16 protein-coding genes and 1 pseudogene are annotated in these 16,057 nt (G+C 72.3%); 6 read left to right on the top strand and 11 right to left on the bottom strand.

Going from position 1 to position 16,057, the window contains the following annotated elements:
• The first annotated feature begins 62 nt into the window (after positions 1-62).
• Together V5O46_RS11000 and V5O46_RS10995 are read left to right on the top strand one after the other, a co-directional pair.
• Positions 63-2,576, top strand: coding sequence for a DEAD/DEAH box helicase (locus tag V5O46_RS11000; RefSeq protein ID WP_332884337.1), 2,514 nt, complete (start codon positions 63-65; stop codon positions 2,574-2,576).
• A gap of 16 nt (positions 2,577-2,592) precedes the next feature.
• On the top strand, positions 2,593-3,459 hold the full coding sequence (locus V5O46_RS10995) for an acyl-CoA thioesterase (RefSeq protein ID WP_332884336.1): 867 nt from the start codon (positions 2,593-2,595) through the stop codon (positions 3,457-3,459).
• Between the two features lie 14 nt (positions 3,460-3,473).
• On the opposite strand, the gene V5O46_RS10990 is transcribed toward V5O46_RS10995, so the two are convergent.
• Both V5O46_RS10990 and V5O46_RS10985 read right to left on the bottom strand, forming a co-directional pair.
• Entirely contained in the window at positions 3,474-4,385 is a 912-nt protein-coding gene (locus V5O46_RS10990; protein ID WP_332884335.1) for a DUF6397 family protein, read from the bottom strand.
• A gap of 157 nt (positions 4,386-4,542) precedes the next feature.
• A complete protein-coding gene (locus tag V5O46_RS10985; RefSeq protein ID WP_332884334.1) occupies positions 4,543-4,956 on the bottom strand; it encodes a roadblock/LC7 domain-containing protein in 414 nt (137 codons plus the stop codon).
• A 117-nt stretch (positions 4,957-5,073) separates the two neighbouring features.
• Between V5O46_RS10985 and V5O46_RS10980 the strand changes: the two genes are divergently transcribed.
• The gene (locus V5O46_RS10980) at positions 5,074-5,502 is read left to right on the top strand and encodes a PPOX class F420-dependent oxidoreductase (RefSeq protein ID WP_332884333.1); all 429 of its coding nucleotides are present in this window, start codon (positions 5,074-5,076) and stop codon (positions 5,500-5,502) included.
• Between the two features lie 74 nt (positions 5,503-5,576).
• Here V5O46_RS10980 and V5O46_RS10975 read toward each other — a convergent pair whose 3' ends face one another.
• The 5 genes from V5O46_RS10975 to V5O46_RS10955 form a co-directional block, all read right to left on the bottom strand.
• Positions 5,577-6,182 (bottom strand): GTP-binding protein, encoded by a 606-nt coding sequence (locus tag V5O46_RS10975; RefSeq protein ID WP_332884332.1) that lies wholly within the window; start codon positions 6,180-6,182, stop codon positions 5,577-5,579.
• A gap of 142 nt (positions 6,183-6,324) precedes the next feature.
• Entirely contained in the window at positions 6,325-6,738 is a 414-nt protein-coding gene (locus V5O46_RS10970) for a DUF742 domain-containing protein (protein WP_332884331.1), read from the bottom strand.
• A gap of 22 nt (positions 6,739-6,760) precedes the next feature.
• The gene (locus V5O46_RS10965; protein ID WP_332884330.1) at positions 6,761-7,198 is read right to left on the bottom strand and encodes a roadblock/LC7 domain-containing protein; all 438 of its coding nucleotides are present in this window, start codon (positions 7,196-7,198) and stop codon (positions 6,761-6,763) included.
• Positions 7,195-9,729 (bottom strand): sensor histidine kinase, encoded by a 2,535-nt coding sequence (locus tag V5O46_RS10960; RefSeq protein WP_332884329.1) that lies wholly within the window; start codon positions 9,727-9,729, stop codon positions 7,195-7,197. The genes V5O46_RS10965 and V5O46_RS10960 overlap by 4 nt, the downstream gene beginning before the upstream one ends.
• 64 nt (positions 9,730-9,793) lie before the next feature.
• Complete coding sequence (locus tag V5O46_RS10955; protein WP_332884328.1) at positions 9,794-10,567, bottom strand: MHYT domain-containing protein; 774 nt, start codon at positions 10,565-10,567, stop codon at positions 9,794-9,796.
• A gap of 169 nt (positions 10,568-10,736) precedes the next feature.
• On the opposite strand from V5O46_RS10955, the gene V5O46_RS10950 reads away from it, so the two are divergent.
• Positions 10,737-11,333: a class I SAM-dependent methyltransferase gene (locus V5O46_RS10950; protein WP_332884327.1), complete on the top strand. Its 597-nt coding sequence runs from the start codon at positions 10,737-10,739 to the stop codon at positions 11,331-11,333.
• Between the two features lie 124 nt (positions 11,334-11,457).
• On the opposite strand, the pseudogene V5O46_RS10945 reads toward V5O46_RS10950, so the two are convergent.
• Positions 11,458-11,937: pseudogene (locus tag V5O46_RS10945) on the bottom strand (alpha/beta fold hydrolase); the annotation flags it as partial.
• Here V5O46_RS10945 and V5O46_RS10940 point away from each other — a divergent pair.
• Complete coding sequence (locus V5O46_RS10940; protein WP_408648969.1) at positions 11,830-12,165, top strand: hypothetical protein; 336 nt, start codon at positions 11,830-11,832, stop codon at positions 12,163-12,165. The pseudogene V5O46_RS10945 and the gene V5O46_RS10940 sit on opposite strands and share 108 nt — an antisense overlap.
• On the opposite strand, the gene V5O46_RS10935 is transcribed toward V5O46_RS10940, so the two are convergent.
• Positions 12,151-13,047: an oxygenase MpaB family protein gene (locus V5O46_RS10935; RefSeq protein ID WP_332884326.1), complete on the bottom strand. Its 897-nt coding sequence runs from the start codon at positions 13,045-13,047 to the stop codon at positions 12,151-12,153. The genes V5O46_RS10940 and V5O46_RS10935 overlap by 15 nt on opposite strands.
• 310 nt (positions 13,048-13,357) lie before the next feature.
• Here V5O46_RS10935 and V5O46_RS10930 point away from each other — a divergent pair, with 310 nt between their 5' ends.
• Positions 13,358-14,215: a hypothetical protein gene (locus V5O46_RS10930; protein ID WP_332884325.1), complete on the top strand. Its 858-nt coding sequence runs from the start codon at positions 13,358-13,360 to the stop codon at positions 14,213-14,215.
• A 28-nt stretch (positions 14,216-14,243) separates the two neighbouring features.
• Here the strand turns inward: V5O46_RS10930 and V5O46_RS10925 are convergent, their stop codons facing one another.
• On the bottom strand, positions 14,244-14,426 hold the full coding sequence (locus V5O46_RS10925; RefSeq protein WP_332884324.1) for a hypothetical protein: 183 nt from the start codon (positions 14,424-14,426) through the stop codon (positions 14,244-14,246).
• A gap of 1,070 nt (positions 14,427-15,496) precedes the next feature.
• Positions 15,497-15,940 carry an NUDIX hydrolase gene (locus V5O46_RS10915; RefSeq protein WP_332884323.1) on the bottom strand — a complete coding sequence of 148 codons (444 nt, stop codon included), beginning with the start codon at positions 15,938-15,940 and terminating at the stop codon, positions 15,497-15,499.
• Positions 15,941-16,057: the final 117 nt, after the last annotated feature.

The following is a 16,057-nucleotide window of genomic DNA, read 5'->3' as shown; positions in this document are numbered from 1 at the left end:
TCGTGATCTTCGGCCCGGCAGCCGATTCCCGCATCCGGGACCGGGCCAGGCAAGATGGGGGCGTGACCCTCATCGATCAGCTGCCGCAGACCGCCGACCCCGACGCCCTCTACGAAGCCTTCGAGTCGTGGGCCCAGGAACGCGGTCTCACGCTCTACCCCCATCAGGAGGAGGCGCTGATCGAGGTGGTCTCCGGCGCGAACGTGATCGTGTCGACGCCCACCGGCTCCGGCAAGAGCATGATCGCCGCAGGGGCCCACTTCGCCGCGCTGGCCCGGGACGAGGTCACGTTCTACACGGCGCCGATCAAGGCATTGGTTTCGGAGAAGTTCTTCGAGCTGTGCAAGCTGTTCGGCACCGAGAACGTCGGCATGCTCACCGGCGACGCCTCCGTCAATGCGGACGCTCCGGTGATCTGCTGCACCGCCGAGGTGCTCGCCTCGATCGCGCTGCGGGACGGCAAGAACGCGGACATCGGCCAGGTCGTCATGGACGAGTTCCACTTCTACGCGGAGCCGGACCGCGGCTGGGCATGGCAGATCCCCCTTCTGGAGCTGCCCCAGGCGCAGTTCGTGCTGATGTCGGCGACCCTCGGCGACGTCTCGTTCTTCGAGAAGGACCTCACGCGCCGCACCGCGCGCTCCACGGCGGTGGTCCGCTCGGCCACCCGGCCGGTGCCGCTGTCCTACGAGTACCGCTACACGCCGCTCACCGAGACGCTCACCGATCTGCTGTCGAGCAAGCAGGCACCCGTCTACATCGTGCACTTCACTCAGGCCCAGGCGGTGGAGCGGGCGCAGGCGCTGATGAGCATCAACATGTGCACGCGCGAGGAGAAGGACCGGATCGCCGAGCTGATCGGCAACTTCCGGTTCACCACCAAGTTCGGCCGCAATCTGTCCCGCTACGTCAGGCACGGTATCGGCGTGCACCACGCCGGCATGCTGCCCAAGTACCGGCGGCTGGTGGAGAAGCTCGCGCAGGCCGGACTGCTGAAGGTGATCTGCGGCACGGACACGCTCGGTGTGGGCGTCAACGTCCCGATCCGCACCGTGCTGTTCACGGCACTGACCAAGTACGACGGGAGCCGGGTCCGTACGCTGCGAGCCCGGGAGTTCCACCAGATCGCCGGCCGGGCCGGGCGGGCCGGGTTCGACACGGCGGGCCTCGTCGTGGCACAGGCCCCAGAGCACGTCATCGAGAACGAGAAGGCGCTCGCCAAAGCCGGGGACGACCCGAAGAAGCGCCGGAAGGTGGTACGCAAGAAGGCGCCCGAGGGGTTTGTCGGCTGGACGGAGAGCACCTTCGAGAAGCTCATCGCCTCCGAGCCGGAGCCTCTGACGTCCCGCTTCCGGGTCACGCACACGATGCTGCTGTCGGTGATCGCGCGTCCCGGCAACGCCTTCGAGGCGATGCGCCGTCTGCTGGAGGACAGCCATGAGCCGCGCAGGCAGCAGCTGCGGCACATTCGGCGGGCCATCGCGATCTACCGTTCGCTGCTGGACGGGGGCATCGTCGAGAAGCTGGACGCACCCGACGCGGAGGGCCGTATCGTCCGCCTGACGGTGGATCTGCAGCAGGACTTCGCGCTGAACCAGCCGCTGTCCACGTTCGCCCTGGCCGCGTTCGAACTGCTCGACCCGGAGTCGCCGTCGTACGCGCTGGACATGGTCTCCGTGGTGGAGTCGACGCTCGACGACCCGCGGCAGATCCTGGCGGCCCAGCAGAACAAGGCGCGCGGCGAGGCCGTCGCCGCGATGAAGGCCGACGGCGTGGAGTACGAGGAGCGCATGGAGCGGCTCCAGGACATCACCTACCCCAAGCCCCTGGAGGAATTGCTCTTCCACGCCTACAACACCTACCGCCGCAGCCACCCCTGGGTCGGTGACCATCCGCTGTCGCCGAAGTCGGTGATCCGCGACATGTACGAGCGGGCGCTGTCCTTCACGGAGCTGGTGTCGCACTACGAACTCGCCCGTACCGAGGGCATCGTGCTGCGCTACCTCGCCGGCGCGTACAAGACGCTCGACCACACCGTCCCCGACGACCTGAAGTCCGACGACCTGCAGGATCTGATCGAGTGGCTCGGCGAGATGGTCCGGCAGGTGGACTCCAGCCTCCTCGACGAGTGGGAGCAGCTCGCCAATCCGGAGGAGATGACCGCCGAGGAGGCCCAGGAGAAGGCAGACCAGGTCCGGCCGGTGACGACCAACGCGCGCGCCTTCCGGGTGCTGGTCCGCAACGCCCTGTTCCGCCGGGTCGAGCTTGCCGCGCTGGACCAGGTGGGGGAGCTGGGCGAGCTGGACGCCGACGCCGGCTGGGACGCCGACGCCTGGGGCGCGGCCATGGACACGTACTGGGACGAGTACGACGACCTCGGCACGGGTCCGGACGCCCGCGGCCCCAAGCTGCTGGTGATCGAGGAGGAGCCGCAGAACGGTCTGTGGCGTGTGCGGCAGATCTTCGACGACCCGAACGGCGACCACGACTGGGGCATCAGCGCGGAGGTCGACCTCACCGCCTCCGACGCGGAGGGCCGGGCGGTGGTCCGCGTCATCGATGTCGGCCAGCTGTGAGCCAAGGAGCGCACCCATGACCAACCCGGCCGAGAGCCTTGTCGCCCTGCTCGACCTGGAGCAGATCGAGGTGAACATCTTCCGTGGCCGGAGCCCCCAGGAGTCGCTGCAGCGGGTCTTCGGCGGCCAGGTGGCCGGGCAGGCGCTGGTCGCGGCCGGGCGCACCACGGAGGGCGACCGCCCCGTGCACTCGCTGCACGCGTACTTCCTGCGCCCGGGACGGCCGGGCGTACCGATCGTGTACCAGGTCGAGCGGGTCCGGGACGGGCGGTCGTTCACCACCCGACGGGTCACCGCGGTGCAGCAGGGCCGCACGATCTTCAATCTGACCGCTTCCTTTCACCAGCCCGAACAGGGGAGTTTCGAGCATCAGCTGCCGCCTGCGCGGAAGGTGCCGGACCCGGATTCGCTGCCGACCGTCACGGACGAGGTCCGCGAGCATCTGGGTGAGCTGCCCGAGCAACTGGAGCGGATGGCCCGGCGTCAGCCCTTCGACATCCGCTACGTGGACCGGCTGCGCTGGAGCACCGAGGAGATCCAGGGCGCCGATCCGCGCAGCGCGGTGTGGATGCGTGCGGTCGGGCCGCTCGGCGACGACCCACTCGTACACACCTGCGCCCTCACCTATGCCAGCGACATGACCCTCCTGGACGCCGTACGTATCCCGGTGGAGCCGCTGTGGGGTCCGCGGGGCTTCGACATGGCGTCGCTGGACCATGCGATGTGGTTCCATCGCCCGTTCCGCGCGGACGAGTGGTTCCTGTACGACCAGGAGTCACCGATCGCGACCGGCGGGCGGGGCCTGGCCCGCGGGCGCATCTACGACATCGAGGGCCGCCTGCTGGTCTCGGTGGTGCAGGAGGGTCTCTTCCGGGCCCTGTAGCTCGTCCCGGCGGCTCATCCGCCTCCGCGGAACAGCCGGCCCAGCAGCCCGCGGCCCCGCACGGGCTCCGGGGCGGTCGGTTCGGACCGCTCGGGTGCCGCCTTCGGCGCCGGCCGAGGTGCCGGGAGGTGTTCGCGTGCGGTGTCCACCGCGCCGGCCAGGTCGGCGCGCAGCCAGTCGATCTCGTCCGGCTCCGACGCCGTCATGATCTCCTCCGCCACCAGCGCCGCCGGTGAGCCCGGTGATCCGTGCACCGGCAGTGCCGGACGCAGCCGGTGGAGATATGCGCGCTCATACGGGTCCCGGACGGTCTCCGCCACCTCGGCCTCTTCGAGCAGCGCCGCCACCGCCGCGGCCCGCGCCCAGGGATCATCGGCCTTCCGCAGCAGAAACCCGAGGTGCCGGCCGCGCCAGTTGCGCGGCCGCAGGTCCGCCCCCGTCGCGAGCCGCTCCCGCAGGTCTTCCGGCAAACGGCCCTTGAGCAGGGGGGCGCTCTTCTCGTCGGCCGCGAACTGCCGGAGTTCGTCGGCCAGATACAGCCACACCACGGCACGGTAGCGGTTGAGGTAGAAGCGCACCGGCACCAGGAGCCCCAGCCGCGCCAGGCGTGTGAAGCGGGCTTTCGGTACGGCCATGAGGCCGGCACCTTCGGTGCTGCCCACGGTCCGGACGCTCGCGCGCAGTCCCTCGGGGAAGTCCGGTCGGCTGCGCAGCCGCTCGATCTCGGCGAGGGGGACGCGCGGGGTGCCGCGGCCCCCTTCAGCGGATACCGTACGGATGCGCCCGAGGTGCACGGCGATGTCGAACTCACTGCGTTTCAAGGTCAGTTCCCGCGCCGCGTGGCCAGCAGCCAGATGGTCGCGGAGAATGATGGCGCCATGACGATCCGTAGTCGCGTCGGTGTGCGCAAGGGTGTTCCCGGACATGCTCGTCTCCCCCGTGGAGTCCCGTGGTTGATGTGCGGCGGCCGGGCGCCGAAGCGCGGCGCCTGCCCGACACGAGAACCGTAGCCGCCGGGACGAGTGCCGCGCCGAGCCTGTGGAAAACTCCGTGCCCCCGGACGCGGCTGTGGAAAACTGCAGGTCAGAGCTCGATCACGGGAGCCCTCTCTGGGCGGCGTTCGTCCACGGCGAGGTGCTCGCCGACGCGGTTCACCAGCAGGGTCATCTCGTAGGCGATCTGCCCGATGTCGGCCTCGGCGCCGCTCAGCACGCACAGGCAGCTGCCGGTGCCGGCGGCCGTGACGAACAGCACCGCGTCGTCGAACTCGACCATCGTCTGCCGGACCTGACCCGCGCCGAAGTGGCGGCCCGATCCCTTGGCCAGGCTGTGCAGTCCGGACGACACGGCGGCAAGGTGCTCGGCGTCCTCGCGCCGCAGGCCTGTACTGGCCCCCGTGACCAGCCCGTCGTTGGACAGGATCAGCGCATGCCGTACGTGCTCGACGCGCTCGGTCAGGTCGTCCAGCAGCCAGCCGATCCCCTGGTTGTGCGCCATGGTCCGATCTCCCCGTGTTGTTCCCCGCATGTGCCGTACGATCTGTACCCCCCTGGCCGGGGGACCCTTGCGCCAGCCTTCCCCACCGTCGCGCTGCGGGCAAGGGAGGATGGGGACATGGCACAGAAGATGACCGACGAGGAGTGGCGGGCGTTCGTCTCGTCCGGAACCCGCACGGGCAAGCTGTCGACGGTGCGGGCCGACGGCAGTCCGCATGTGACGCCGATCTGGTTCCTGCTGGACGGGGACGAGATCGTGTTCAACACCGGCAAGGGCAGCGTGAAGGGCCGCAATCTGGTCCGGGACGGCCGGGTCGCGCTGTGCGTCGACGACGACCGGCCGCCCTTCGGCTATGTGGTGCTGCGCGGTCGGGCGCGGCTGTCGGAGGACCCGGAGGCGCTGCGGCACTGGGCGGCCCGTATCGGCGCCCGGTACATGGGCGAGGAGCGCGCCGAGGAGTTCGGTGCCCGCAACGGGACACCGGGCGAACTCCTCGTACGCGTCGGCATCGACACGGTTCTGGCGGAGAAGGGCGTGGCGGACTGAGGGGAGTGCTCCGCGCCGCCCCCATGTGACCACGGGTCCCGTCTGCCCGCCGCCGCCCGTCACCCGGGATCTCGTCAGCCGACCGAGTCGAGCAACCGCGCGGTGTGCATGCGGCCGGCGTACTCGACCAGCCGGATCAGCACCTCCTTCCCGGAGTCGCGTTTCCGGGCGTCGCACAGGACTACGGGCGTGCCCGGGTCGAGGTCCAGGGCACGGGAGACCTCCGGCTCCGTGTGGCGGCGGGCGCCGGCGAAGCAGTTGACGGCGACCACGAACGGGATGCGCCGGTGCTCGAAGTAGTCCACGGCGGGGAAACAGTCCTCCAGGCGCCGGGTGTCCGCGAGGACGACGGCTCCGAGGGCTCCCTGAGCCAGTTCGTCCCACAGGAACCAGAAGCGGTCCTGGCCAGGGGTGCCGAAGAGGTACAGGGAGAGCCCGGACCGGATGGTGATGCGTCCGAAGTCCATGGCGACGGTGGTGGTGACCTTGTGGTTCACGCCGCCGATGTCGTCGACGAGCTGTCCGGCCTCGCTCAGCAGTTCCTCGGTGCGCAGCGGCCTGATCTCGCTGACCGCTCCGACCAGGGTCGTCTTGCCCACGCCGAATCCACCGGCGACCAGGACCTTCAGCGCCAGCGCGGCGGTGTCACCGCCGGCGGCTTCGGTGTGCTCGGAGACCATCGCTCACTTCTCTCGGGAGGGGCCGGCCGCGTAGGCGTCGGCGGGTGCCGGCCGCGGCCCCGCGCAGGCGGTGCGCGCGGTGGCGGCACGGGTGTGTGGGATCGTCATGACGGTCCGTCCGGCTGCAGCGCAGGGATCCCGGTCACAGCGCGCGCAGGCCGTCGATCACTTCGCGCAGAATCCGTTCGTCGGGCAGTTGCGCGGGAGGCACGGGACGGCTGACGGTGACGCAGCCGAGTTCCAGCAGGTCGCCGAGGAGTACGCGGACCACGCCGACCGGAAGGTCCGCGCCGGCGGCGAGTTCGGCCACCGACTGGGTCTCCGGGCGGCACAGTTCGAGCAGGGTGCGGTGCTCGGGTCCGAGCAGGGCGCCGTCGGCGGTTCCGGCCGCGCCCTGCTCCAGGGTGACGAGGGCGATCAGGTCGAAGCGCACCCCGGTGGGGCCGGGTCTGGTCCGGCCGCCCGTCATGGCGTACGGGCGGACGAGCGGTCCGGCCTCGTTGTCGTACCACTGGCTGCCCGGCTGTTCCATGCCGTCCGTCGTGTGCTGTCTCATCGATGCCGACCGCCCTCCCGGTTCATCCGGCGGTGGGCGGGTGAACCGCGGTGCGGGGCGCTGTGCGCAGATGCTCGCCGACGCGTCGGACCAGCCGTGCCATCTCGTAGGCGACCAGGCCGATGTCGGCTGTGACCGCCGTGAGCAGGGCGAGGCAGGAGCCTTCGCCGGCGGCGGCCACGAACAGGAAACCGTCGTCCATCTCCACCATGGTCTGCCGGACGCCGCCGGCGCCGAAGTGCCGGCCCGCGCCCTTGGCCAGGCTGTGGAAGCCGGACGCGACGGCTGCCAGGTGTTCGGCGTCGTCGCGGCCGAGGCCGGTCGAGGCACCGATGGCGAGTCCGTCGTTCGACAGCACGACGGCGTGCCGCACCTCGGTGACGCGCATCACCAGGTCGTCTAGCAGCCAGTCGAGTTCGCCGGACCGCTGGGCGGCCGCCATGCTCGGGTCCTTGATCATGCGGAGTCTCCTTCGCTGCTGCCGCCGGCCGCCGCCGGGCCGGGAGCGGGTCCGTGGCCGGGTTGTCTGCCGCCGCCGCGCGCCCAGCCGTCGCGGTATGCGGCCATGCGGTCCCGTACGACTTCGGGGGTACGGTCGGCGTCGCCGCGGGGCGGGGACGCGGGGGCCGGGTCCTCGGGGCGTCCGTCCCGGAGCTGGGGGGCGAGGCTGGCCTGGCGTACCCGGCGGGGCAGATCCGCGGAGTCGCCGCTGCTCTCCTGGGAGTCGTCGTGGAATCGGTGCAGTCGCAAGGTGGCGACTCCTGGGGGTCGGCCGGGGGTGCCGGTCTCCGCGTGGGCGGGGACGGGTGCGGCCAGCGCCGGGCGGTCGGCGGCGGGAACCGGATCCCCGTGCGGCTCGGCGGCGGAGGCGCGCGCGTATGCGAACTCGTCCGGGCGGCGCTGTTCCACCGTGGCGCGGGGTGAACGTTCCGTCGCACCGCTGTGCAGCAGGGCGGTGGGCAGCAGGACGACCGCGGTGGTCCCATCGTACGGTGAGGGCCTCAGGTGGACCTTGATGCCGTGCCGGGCAGCAAGACGGCTGACCACGAAGAGGCCCAGCCGGTCGCTGTCGAAGAGGTCGAGGGCCTCGGACTGGGCGATGCGCCGGTTGGCCTCGGCCAGGGACTCCTGGCCCATGCCGAGCCCGCGGTCCTCGACCTCCACCGCGTAGCCGTTGCCGACGGGCTCACCGGTGATGCGCACGCGCGTGTGGGGTGGCGAGAACTGGGCAGCGTTCTCGATGATCTCGGCGAGCAGGTGGGTGAGGTCGGCGACAGCGGCTCCGGCGACGGACGTCTCGGGAAGCTGTCGTACCTCCACGCGCGCGTAGTCCTCGACCTCGGACACGGCGGCACGGATCACGTTCGTCAAGGAGACCGGCATGCGCCAGGCCCGTCCGGGGGCGGCTCCGGAGAGGATGATCAGGCTCTCCGCATGGCGCCGCATCCGGGTGGTCAGGTGGTCGAGGCGGAACAGGTCGCCGAGTTCGTTCGGGTCCTCGGAGCGCCGCTCCATGCTGTCGAGGAGGCTCAGCTGGCGGTGGACGAGGATCTGGCTGCGACGGGCGAGGTTGACGAAGACTCCGGAGATGCCGCTGGCCAGTTCGGCGCGTTCCACGGCGGCGCGGAGCGCGGCCCGGTGCACGGTGCCCAGGGCCTCGGCGACCTGTCCGGTCTCGTCCTCGGCGGGCCGTCCGGGCGGCGCCTCCGCGCGCACGTCGATCTCCTCGCCCGCGCGCAGTCGCCGCATGGCCTCGGGGAGTTTGCGTCGCGCGATCTCCAGCGCGCTGTTGCGCAGGCTCACCAGCTCCACCACGAGACCGCGGCCGATGCGCACGGAGATCACCAGTGACGCGGCGACGGCGAGGAGGCCCAGGAGAACCGCGGCACCGGCCGGGGTGAGGACTCCGCGGGTGTAGGGGTCGGCCCGGTCGGCGACCGAGCGGGCGGCGTCCTGCTCGATGGTGCGCATACCGTCCTGCACGCGCGCGTGCGCACGTTCCCAGGCACCCGGGGAGGCGGCCGCGTCGAGGGCGGGTGCGTCCTCGACGCCGGCGAGCAGGTGGTCCTCGGCGGCGCGCAGCGCCGCGTGGTCGGTGCCTTCGACGAGCTTCTGCCAGGCGGTGCGTTCGTCGCCGCGCAGGTCGGCGGCAGCTGCGTCGGTGAGCGTGCGACGGGTGTCGACGGCACCGGTGAACAGCCGCAGTTGCGCCCCGTCCAGACGGCCTCCCGGGCGGGCTGCGGCGAGGACCGCGTCCTCCTGGGCCAGGGCTTCGCCCGCGCGGGAGAACTCGACCAGCACGCGCGCCTGGGAGCCGTGGTCGGCGTCCTGGATGCCGCTCAGCGCGCCGCCCACCCCGAAGGCCGACGCGATCGTCTCCGTGTACCGCCCGTAGGCCTCCTGCCAGTCGGCGCCGCGGCCGAGCACGGCGGTGCGCAGCGGGCCCAGTCGCTCGGCGCCGCTGACGAACGTCTCCAGCCGCCGGGCAACCGCAGCAGGAAGTCGGCCGCTGTCGGCGACGGTGTGGCGGTCACCCAGGCGCAGTGCCGCGACGGCCCGGTCCGTCCGCTCGGCGTGTTCCTCGTACTCCCCGCCCAGCACCGACGACGGCTGGGCGGTGTAGCGGACGGCGGCCACCCGCTCGGCCTGCAGTGCGGCGACGGCGGTGGCCAAGGGGGCGCGGACCTCGGTGTCCACGCGCTGCAGCTGGCGCAGCCCGGCGATGTCCTGGGCGGTGGTGACGGTGGCGTACGCCCACAGGGCCAGCAGGGAGACGACCGGCACCATCAGCAGACAGACGATCTTGGCGCGCACGGTGCGGGGCCGGATGCCGCGGCGCCACGCGCGCGCGGGAGCGCGGTCCGGTCCGGAGGGCGCGGGTTCGGCCGGGCCTTCGTCGGCCGGTGGGCCGGCGTGCGCACGACGGCCGCGCAGGGGCGGCGGGTGCGGCGCGTCGGTGCCGGGTGCGGGTATGGGGCGGGGTGTGGGCATGGCCTTCTCGCTCGGGAGTGGATGTCGGGACGTGCTGCGGGTGCCGGCTGGGGCGCTCCGGCCGCTACCGGGTTGCGCTCTCGACGGGCCGTACGGCCGAGGCGGTTGCCTCCCGCTCCCCCGCCGTCGGCGACAGGGCGACGAAGGCCGAGGTCAGGAAGAGGTAGGACCCGAGGCCGACGGCGAGCGGGAAGATGAACTGCATCGCCGTGGCCCCGGCCAGAGCTTCGCCGGAGGGAGTGACCTGCACGCTCACTGCGAACATGCCCGTGTAGTGCATGCTGCTCACGGCGGCGCCCATGATCAGGGAGGCGACGGTGACCGCCACCGGCGACTTGATGTTGAGCGCCGCCCACAGGGCGGCCGTGGCCGCGGCGACAGCGATCAGGACGGAGAGCGCGACGAGCTTCGGGTCGTAGCTCACCTCGCCGTGCAGCCGTACCGCCGCCATGCCCAGGTAGTGCATGCTCGCCACGCCGAGCCCGGTGGTGAGGCCGCCGAGCAGCAATGACCGGAGACGGTCCCGGCCGTAGCCGACGGCGAACACCCCGGCGCAGACCACGACCATGGCGACAAGGAGGCTCAGCAGCGTGAGTGGTACGTCGTAGTGGATGTCCGTCCCGGTGACGCTGAAGCCGAGCATCGCCACGAAGTGCATCGTCCAGATGCCGGTGCCGATCGCGGAGGCCGCCGTCAGCAGCCAGTTGCGGCGGGAGTGTCCGGTGGCGCCGAGGGCGCGGACGGTGCAGCGCAGCCCGAGGGCGGCGCCGGTGCAGGCCATCGCGTACGACAGCACGGGTGTGAGCCAGCCCAGGGCGGCGTGGTCCAGGTGTCCCATGGCCCCGGGACGCTAGCCCTGGCCGGGGGGCGCACAGGGGGCGCATTTCGAAACATGCAGGGATATGACGCAGAGATGTGCTGGAACGATCGCATCCCGCCCGAACATGTGCGCCGTGATGTCATTCGTGCCGGTGAGTCATTCCTGCCGGTAAGGAATCATGCGGAGCATGAGCGACGACCACACACACGTCCAGGAGTTCTTCACCGCGCGGGCCGCCGACTGGGACGCCCGGTTCCCCGACGACGGACCCGCCTACGCTGCGGCGGTCGCCGAGCTCGGCCTGCACCCCGGTGCCCGCGTGCTCGACGCGGGCTGCGGCACCGGGCGGGCCCTGACGCCTCTGCGGGCGGCCGTGGGCCTCTCGGGCGTGGTGGTCGGGGCCGATCTGACGCCGGCCATGCTCCGGGCCGCCGTGCGGGCAGGGCGGGGCCGGGACGGGCGGTTGCTGCTCGCCGATGTCGCCGCGCTGCCGCTGCGGTCGGAGTCGTTGGACGCCGTGTTCGCGGCGGGCCTGATCGCCCATCTGCCCGACCCGGCCGGAAATCTGCGGGAGCTGGCGCGGGTGGTGCGACCCGGCGGTCTGCTGGCGCTCTTCCACCCCATCGGCAGGGCGGCGCTCGCGGCCCGCCAGGGCCGGCGGATCGCGCCGGAGGACCTGCGTGCAGAGCCCAACCTGCGTTCGCTGCTGGCCGGTTCGGGGTGGCGTATGACCTCCTACGTCGACGAGGAGGCCCGGTTCCTGGCGCTGGCCGTGCGCGAGTGAGCCGCCCGGGAGGAGCGGGGCGTCGACGAGGACGGGCGAGTCCCTGAGGTCCGAGTCGTCGGGGAGGAGTACGCGAGGACCGGAAGCCGACGGGGCCGGCGGCCCGTCACGGCCTCCCGGCCTGCACGCGGTCGGCCGGCAGCCGCTCCAGCAGGCCTCGCATCGACGGTCGCGGTGCCCGGATGAGACCGACCGCCGAGCGGTGCCGGGCGCGTCGGTCGGCCAGCCGCATCGGCGCCGCCCGGAGGGAGCCGCGGCTGCCAGCACGCGCGCGTGGCCGCCGCCCACGACATCGTCCTCCGCGTGGGAGGCGATGATGCTGCTGCCCGCGGTCGGCGATGGGAGGCGTGGAGGTCGGCCTCGGCGAGGACCAGGCGGGAGACCAGTTCGGGCAGCCGGTGTGCGAGCACGAGGGCGACGGCGCGGCCATGCTGTGCGCGATCGGTTCGGCGCCGGTCGGTCCGGCCGTGTCCAGGGCCGCCGCGAGGGCGTCTGCATGGTCCTCCAGCGTGTAGCCGACGTCGTCGGGCCGGTCGCTGATGTGGTGTCCGGGCAGGTCGACGAAGAGAGTGCGGCGGCCGGAGACCTCGGGGCGGCCTGTGATGTGGGCGAACCTGCGGCACCTGGGCGACGCCGACGCCCAGGCGGCGGTGGTGCGGCGCCGGCCGGCCTCCCGGAGCAGCCCGCGAGTTTCCGCCACGACGGCGACCGGCCGCCGCGCGCCGAGGACCTGGACGATCTGTTCCGGCCCGGCGTCCTGACCATCGTGCGGGCCACCTTGCAGCCGGAACTCGCCCGGCTCAGGCAGACGCTCGGGTCACTCGGCGGCTGACGCGCCCGCTTGGCGGACCGGGCACCCGCGTACCCCCGGGACCGGACGCGTGCCCAGCTCCGCCAGGCGGTATCCGTTCGGGTAGCTCTTGATCTCCCAGTTCTGCCGCGCATAGTGCGGGGCTCGCCGTGGCGGCAGGAGCCGGACCGCGCGCCCTCGCAGTCGCACCGCACGCCGCACGACCGCGCGCGTGCCGGGGCCCGGCGGCGTGTAACGGAAGGCCCGGAGCAGGGGTTCGTCCAGCAGCGCGAGAGTCGCAGTGCGCAGTAGTGGGGTGAGCGGGCGCGGGTACCACGAGGCCATCAGGTCGAGTGTGGCGTCCGAGACCCGCCGCGCGCCTTCGTCCCAGTCGAAGTGGGCTTCCTCGTAGGCGTCGAGGCAGGCCTCGAACTCCTCGTACGTCTCGGGAATGCCCCTGATGCCCATGTGCCGCCCCAGGGTCCGGTAATGGACCGCGCACGCGATGGTCTCGTGGCGGGACAGCCTGCGCCAGCCGTAGGCGTCGATCCAGCGTCTGGGCATCACGACGAAGGTGCAGAGCACGTAGCGCATGTCGTCGTTGGGGATGTCGTAGCTGCGGTGCATCTGGTTGATCCGGCGGACCGCCGTGCGGCCCTGCTCGCTGGCGAAGCCGTGCTCGACGATGGAGTCGAGGAGGAGCGAGGTGTCGTCGTACCGCCGCTGCGTCCGGTCCGTCAGCTCCGCTGTCCGCGCCAGCAGCCGACCGATGCTCGGAACGGCGTACGTACGGTAGAGGGCGAGTTCCAGGGCGCGGGTGAAGTCCCACGGGAACTCGTAGGCTGAGGTGAGCCGGTAGATCTCGGAAGCGTCCTCGTACGGGTCCATCCGCCGGATCTGTGCCAGCCGTTCGAAGCGCTTCACCGCAACCTGCCCCTTCCGTCGTGGAACCCCCAACTCTATGTCGCCCTCTATGTCGCCCGGCAGGAGATGCCATGGCGTCCTCTCGCCGGGACCGCGGACGGCGGGCTCCGGCGGATGCGTCGGGGCGGCAGCGGCGCGGGTGCAGGCCGCGCCGCTCGGGGCCCGGGGGTCGAATGCACCGAACGCCCGGCTCGTCGTGTTCGCCCCGTAGAGCCGGAAAACTGCAGCTGGGCTGCGTCAGCGAGTCGTGACAAGGCCCTTCCGGTCGGATTAGGGTGCGCGCCGTTGGGTGAACGATGGGGAGGCTGGGATGGCCGGGACGGACGAGAACGCCGTCGCCGCCGCGGACGACGCGCTTTTTGTGCTCACGGCGGTGCTGCTGACGCCCGCCAAGTTCCCGAGCGTGCTGGGCGACGACTACCCGGAGGCGTGTGCCGCGCTCGGCCTCGCACCGCTCGCCGACGGCTACGGACTGGTCCTCGGGCAGGACGGGGAGGGTGCCCGGTGGACCGTCGTCATCGACGACGTCTCGCTGGTCGCCGTCGCCATCGCGTCCTGGGACTGCGGCATGGAGTACGAGCTGTCGCCGGACGAGCGCACGGTTGTCGCCGCGCTGCCCGGCTGGCCCCTCGCGGTCGCGGTGGCCGCTCCGGGGGTGCCCGCGCCGCACGATCCCGCGGTGGAGCCGGACGAGGCGCCCGCGCTGACGCCGCCGGACACGACCGTCTGGGGACCCGCGCAGCGCCGCCTGGGGGCCGACGAGATAGCCCTGCAGTGGGCGCAGTGGCGGGAGCAGATCGACGACGCCGAGTTCCAGGTCCCGGACGAGGGCTCCGAGAGTGCCGGAGCTGCGGAGGAGGACCCTGCCGGGGACGCGGAGCAGGAGCCCGGGGCCGCGGGGCACAGCGGTGTCCGGCGGGTGCTCGCGGAGGCCCGCGCCTATGCGGACACGCCTCCTCCGCTGGGCCGGGTCCGGTCGTCGTTCGCGCCGGGCGGTGCGCGGACGCTGCGTGCGGACGGCCCCGGCTGGTCGCTGGTGGCCCGGACCGACGACATCGCGTTCGTCCTGCTGGACGAGGAACCGGGTGAGGTGCTGCCGGTCGGACGCGGCCCGGAGCTGCCGGGACTGCTGGAGGCCCTCGACGCGATGGCCGTACGCCCCGCCTGAACTGCGTACGGCCCCGTGACCCGGCTCCTCAGCGGCCGAGTTCCCTGCGCGTGTTGCGGCGCAGCCTGCGCCGCTGGGACGGGTCCAGCGCGAGGTACGCACCGGCCGGGACTCCCAGGATGATCAGGAGGGCGGCCCACCAGGGCAGCCAGATCAGCAGCAGGATCCCGACCGCCGCACCCCCCGCGGCGATCTTGGCGTTCTTCGACATGATGTCGCCTCCTTCGCGGCCACTGCCGCTCTCTGTCCTGACAACGGGCCCGCGCTTTCCGCGGTTCCGTACCACGACCCCGAGAAGCCCCTGAGACCGAACCCCTACTCGACCCTGAGACTCCCGGGCCACCCTGCGGTTCGCGAAGGCTCAGGGTGACGCCTCCAGCGTCCCCGCCGGAGCGGGCGGCACAGTCTCCTTCTGCATGGTGGCTCACATCACAGCAGTTCACACCCTCCAGACCCTCGAGTCCACATACAGTCAGCGATCTCAAAACGACTAGTCAAATTTGAGGACTACTCATCGCCACACGGACGACCACCACAGCCACCGCCCCGGCACCGGCACCGGCACCGGCACCGGCACCGGCACCGAGCATGGCGGACATCGAGGACGTCTCCGGGCTTGCCGGTGCTGCGCCGTCCTCGTGCCCGGTGATCCTCCCCGCACCGGCAGGGTCGCGTTCTGGTGCCCCGACGGCGCGGATCCTCCGGCCGCACGGTCGGGTTTCCGGACGCGGAGGGCCAGCTGACGAGGGCTCAGGACGCGGTACGGCCGGCGGCGGACGGCGTGCCACCGGGGGGCCGAACGTCTGGCCGGCGCGACGGGACGCGGCGGGCGGGATTTCGCGTCGGCGGTGCGTGCACGGCGGTTCGGAGGTGCGGCGGGGCTTTCGGTCCTGGAGGAGGAGTGGCCGGTGGAGGGCGAGGCGCTCGCACGCGCGCGTGCCGCCCTGGACGCGGCCTGGGACGAGGACGAACGGCCGCCCCTGCGTGGCGGCGCCAACCGCTGGACGTCGCCGGTGCGCCGCAGCAGATCCGGCTCGGCCGGGACGGGAGGTGGCGGCCGTACCGCAGGGAGCACGACCGCTGGGTCCCCGCGGGGGAGGCGGCCGACGATCCGGCCACCGCACTCGCCACGGCGGCATCCCCGGCGGACCACGAGCCGTAGGAGCACAAGAGGTCGTGGGCTGGCCGACCGGTCGGGCCCGCCGGTCGGTGGCTCTCCACGTCCAAGAGCGGATGCTCCCGTTCCGGCCAGCTGTGCCACCGGTCCGGGCGCCGCCGGAGCTACGGCCTCAGTGCACCGGTCCGCCGTAGCAGAGGGATGACGTGGTCCGAGAGGGCGGGCGACAGCCGCAGACCGGCCTCGTGCCCGGAGATCCACTGAAGGCGGGCGAGTTCCGCGGCGGGGTGGGGACGCCCGTCGATCGCGGCCTCGAAGAGCGTCAACCGCAAGGGCACGCGCTCGAGGGCCGCGAGCGACTCGACCTCGGCCAGCAGCCGCGGCTCCACGGGCTGCACGCCCAGTTCCTCGTCCAGCTCGCGGCGGAGCGCCTCCAGTGAGCCCTCCCCGGGGTCCGGCTTGCCGCCGGGCAGGTAGAAGACGTCGGGTGCGGCCCGCTTGCTGACGACCAGCAGGCGGGCCCGCTCAACGATCACGGCTGCCACCACGTTCAGCTGCCGGGCCGCGCCGGAGCCGCCCGCGACCGGTGCTCCTGCCTCGTCCGTCATGCCGGGCATTCTCGCAGCTCCCCGGGACCACAGGCGGCTTCGGCCGGTGGCCCCGGGCCCTGAGCAGACCGGCTCGGCCGGGCAACCGCCGGCACGCGCGTGTGCGTGCGGTTGCGC

The sequence above is a fragment of the Streptomyces poriticola genome, assembly GCF_036689765.1.
In the GTDB taxonomy this organism is placed as follows: Bacteria; Actinomycetota; Actinomycetes; order Streptomycetales; family Streptomycetaceae; genus Streptomyces; species Streptomyces poriticola.
Note: the sequence above shows the minus strand (reverse complement) of the source record. Positions and strands in the feature narration are given on the sequence as shown.